This window comes from Halorubrum sp. SP9, from assembly GCF_005435015.1.
Lineage (GTDB): Archaea > Halobacteriota > Halobacteria > Halobacteriales > Haloferacaceae > Halorubrum > Halorubrum sodomense.
Genome location: NZ_SGXU01000792.1, coordinates 1 through 214, shown reverse-complemented (window position 1 = coordinate 214; position 214 = coordinate 1). Strand labels below are relative to the sequence as shown.

Sequence of the window (214 nt, the reverse complement as noted above, 5' to 3'; positions counted from 1 at the left end):
CCTGCGTCTCTGCGACCTCCCCGACGGGTGGAACGACCGCGAGTCGTTTGACACGTATTTCGAGATGCAGCAGGACCTCGCAGAGGCGCTTGACGAAATCGATGCGGATGGTTCAGAGACTGTCGAGGAAGTTCTCCCCGACCTCGCATCGAAGTGGAACTACGAACCGTATGAGGGACTCACCCATCTCCGTACGTGGGCGGGGATGATTCAA

The 214-nt window shown here is 58.4% G+C and carries 1 protein-coding gene; it reads left to right on the top strand.

Going from position 1 to position 214, the window contains the following annotated elements; all coding sequences use genetic code 11:
* Positions 1-214: hypothetical protein (locus tag EXE45_RS19320; RefSeq protein WP_137695224.1), on the top strand; the 214-nt coding region annotated here is incomplete at both ends.